Origin of the sequence: Bittarella massiliensis (ex Durand et al. 2017) (genome assembly GCF_017566145.1) — a bacterium.
In the GTDB taxonomy this organism is placed as follows: domain Bacteria; phylum Bacillota; class Clostridia; order Oscillospirales; family Ruminococcaceae; genus Bittarella; species Bittarella massiliensis_A.
Genome location: NZ_JABFCL010000087.1, coordinates 1 through 282, shown reverse-complemented (window position 1 = coordinate 282; position 282 = coordinate 1). Strand labels below are relative to the sequence as shown.

The window sequence follows — 282 nt, the reverse complement described above, 5'->3', positions numbered from 1 at the left end:
CGCTGTACAACAGGCTCATTGTAAAAGAGCTCGCCGGCAACGCAGAAAAAATTGGAGACCTGTCTTCGCCCACGATAACAGAGCACTCCAGCTATATTGACGCCTATGGGATTTCTCACCCCTACCGAGAGGTCACCTTTCGGTTTAAACTTGAAAATGAACTGCTCATCACCATTAGGGAAAGAGAAGATGCCAAAACCATTACAAATTTTCACCTCTATGGACCCGCAACAGTTGGCATGCCGTACATACGCGCTTTTTTGAACTGCTTGAAATTGAGCC

The 282-nt window shown here is 46.5% G+C and carries 1 protein-coding gene; it reads left to right on the top strand.

Annotation, left to right across the window (positions count from 1 at the left end; genetic code table 11):
* On the top strand, positions 1-282 hold a 282-nt coding region (locus HJY11_RS13560), incomplete at both ends, for a hypothetical protein (protein ID WP_208076460.1).